The following is a 2,741-nucleotide window of genomic DNA, read 5'->3' on the forward strand; positions in this document are numbered from 1 at the left end:
GCCAGCGGCGGCGAGGTGGCGCCCGCGGCGCCCGCGGCGCCCTCGCCTTCGGCGGCGACCGGCGCCGTGGCCGACCCGGTCGGGCGCTACGTCGCCTGGACGGCCGGGGGCGACACGCTGGCGCAGGGGATCGCGCTGCTCGCCGACGCGCTCGACGCGGTGCGCGCGGGGCGGGCCACGCCGCCGGCGGCGGCGCGCGTCCGCCAGCAGGCGGTGCTCCTGGCCACCGAGCCCGACGCCGCGCGCCACGCCGGGTACGTGCACGCCGCCTTCCTCGACGCCGCGGCGGCGCGCGGCGCGCTCCCCGGCGGCTACGTGCGCAACGAGCTGACCGTGGCCGCCGCGCGCGTGCGGCAGGAGCGGCCGCTGGCGCCGCAGCAGCCGCAGGTGGAGGCGTTCCTGCGCGCCGCGGCGCAGGTCCTGTCGCCGCCGGTGCCGATGCCGCGCCCGCTCGAGTAGCGGCGCGCCGCGCGCGGGGGCGCGGGCTCAGGCCACGCGCACCCCGCGCCGCACCGGCAGCTCCGTCCCGTCGCGCGCCGGCGGCATCGCGCCGAGCTTCTCGACCAGCGCCGGCACCTCGTCGGCGGGGACGGGGCGGCCGAACAGGAAGCCCTGCACGACGTCGCACGCGCGCTGCGCGAGGTACTCGAACTGCTCGCGCGTCTCGACCCCCTCGGCGACCACGTCGAGGCCGAGCGAGTGCCCGAGGTCGATGATCGCGGTCGTGATCGCGCCGTTCTGGCGGTTGGTCACCACGTCGCGCACGAAGCTCTTGTCGAGCTTGATCGCGTCGATCGGGAAGCGCGTGAGGTAGCCGAGCGACGAGTAGCCGGTGCCGAAGTCGTCGAGCGAGATCGAGACGCCGTGCTCGCGGAGCGCCTGCAGGGTGCCGACGGCGCGCCCGGTGTCCTCCATCAGCATCGACTCGGTGACCTCGAGCTCCAGCAGCGCCGGGTCGAGCCGCGTCTCGTGCAGGACGGCGCGCACGAGGGTGGCCAGGTCGGCGTGCTTGAACTGGCGCGCCGACAGGTTGACCGAGGTGGTGACGACCGGGATGCCGGCGTCGCGCCACTCGGCGACCTGCGAGCAGGCGCGGCGCAGCACCCACTCGCCGATCGGGACGATGAGCCCCGTCTCCTCGGCGATCGGGATGAACTCGACCGGCGAGACGAGCCCGCGCTCCGGGTGGTGCCAGCGCAGCAGCGCCTCGAAGCCGCGCACCTTCCCCGTCGCGACGTCGACCTTCGGCTGGTAGTGCAGCGCCAGCTGCCCGCGCTCGAGGGCGCGGCGCAGGTCGGCCTCGGTGGACATGCGGTGCTGCAGCCGCGCGTTCAGCTCCGACGAGAAGAAGCGGTAGCCGTTGCCGCCGGCGGACTGCACGGCGCACTGCGCGCTGGTCGCGTTCTGGATCAGCTGCTCGACGTCCCCGTCGTCGGTGGGGAACATCGTGACGCCGATCGAGATGCCGAGGGTGACCTCCTTGCCGGAGGCGACGAACGGGCGCTGCATCGCGTCGACGATGCGGCGCGCGAGCAGGTCCACCCCCTCGGCGGTGGCGGGGCCGCCGCAGAGGATCGCGAACTCGTCGCCGTCCATGCGGGCGACGATGTCGGTCTCGCGCACGACGCCCTGCAGCCGCTGCGCGACCGCGGTGAGGAGCGAGTCGCCGACGTGGTGGCCCATCGAGAGGTTCACGTTGGTGAACCCGTCGACGTCGAGCATGCAGACCGCGAGCGGGCGGGCGTCGCGCCGCGCCTGGGCGAGCGCGTGGCGGACCTGGTCGCGGAAGAGGATTCGGTTCGGGAGCCCGGTGAGCCGGTCGTACGTCGCCACGTGCACCACGATCTCGTCGAGGCGGTCGATGGCGTGCTGCACGTCGGCCATGAGCATCCCCGCCTCGTCCGGGAAGTCGGTGGGGAGGCGGGGCTTGGTGTACTTGGTCCGGTAGTGCCGCAGCGCGGTGGCGGTCAGGCGCACCGGGGCGAGCAGGTGGTGCACCAGCAGGGCGGCGAGCGCGACCCCGGCCGCGGTGCCGAGGGCGGCGACGGCGAGGACGGCCGCCCCGCGCACGCGCCCGTCGTCGGTCCCCGCGACGACGAGCGCGCCGAGGGCGGCGAGCGGCAGCGCGCCGGCGCCGGCCAGGGCGAGCAGCAGGCGCCCCCGGTACGACCGGGGCCACCGGCTGCGCGCGAGCGCGGCGTAGACGCGGAGGGCGGGGTTGGGTCGGTGCGGCATGACGGGGGGACGGACCCGGAGGGTTCCGGGCAGTCCTCAGTGTCGTCCCGTCGCGAGGGACACTTGAGCCATCATGACGGCCACAGCAGAATCTGCCGCACCTGACGGAATCGTCATGCGGCGGCGGCGCCACTGTCGCGCGGCGACCCGGGGGTTACCTTCGCGTCCCGGCCGCGCCCGCCGGCCGTCCCCGTCCTCCGCCGGTCCCATCGCCGATGACCGACCCGTCCGACTCGACCGCCCCCCGCCCCGGCGCCGACCGCCGGCGCAACGCCGCCCTGCGCGAGCTGGTGGAGGAGATGCTCGCCTCGATCCGCGTCGCCGCCAACCGCGACCTGTGGACGCCGGAGGAGCGGCAGCAGTACGAGGCCGAGCTGGCGCAGATCATGGGGAGGGTGCGGAGCGAGGCCATCAATAAGACGAACTAGCTGCGGCGGCGTCGCTGCTGCGGGCTGCGGGCTGCGGGCTGCGGGCTGCGGGCTGCGGGCTGCGGGCTGCGGGCTGCG

2 protein-coding genes and 1 pseudogene are annotated in these 2,741 nt (G+C 75.7%); 2 read left to right on the forward strand and 1 reads right to left on the reverse strand.

Features of this window, described 5'->3' with window-relative positions; genetic code table 11:
• A pseudogene (locus PYV61_RS15830) lies at nt 1–459 on the forward strand (hypothetical protein); the annotation flags it as partial.
• A gap of 27 nt (nt 460–486) precedes the next feature.
• On the opposite strand, the gene PYV61_RS15835 reads toward PYV61_RS15830, so the two are convergent.
• Nucleotides 487–2,235 carry an EAL domain-containing protein gene (locus tag PYV61_RS15835; protein WP_275833298.1) on the reverse strand — a complete coding sequence of 583 codons (1,749 nt, stop codon included), beginning with the start codon at nt 2,233–2,235 and terminating at the stop codon, nt 487–489.
• 215 nt (nt 2,236–2,450) lie between these two features.
• Between PYV61_RS15835 and PYV61_RS15840 the strand changes: the two genes are divergently transcribed.
• A complete protein-coding gene (locus tag PYV61_RS15840; RefSeq protein ID WP_275833300.1) occupies nt 2,451–2,663 on the forward strand; it encodes a hypothetical protein in 213 nt (70 codons plus the stop codon).
• Nucleotides 2,664–2,741: the final 78 nt, after the last annotated feature.

It is taken from the genome of Roseisolibacter sp. H3M3-2 (genome assembly GCF_029211165.1).
In the GTDB taxonomy this organism is placed as follows: Bacteria; Gemmatimonadota; Gemmatimonadetes; order Gemmatimonadales; family Gemmatimonadaceae; genus Roseisolibacter.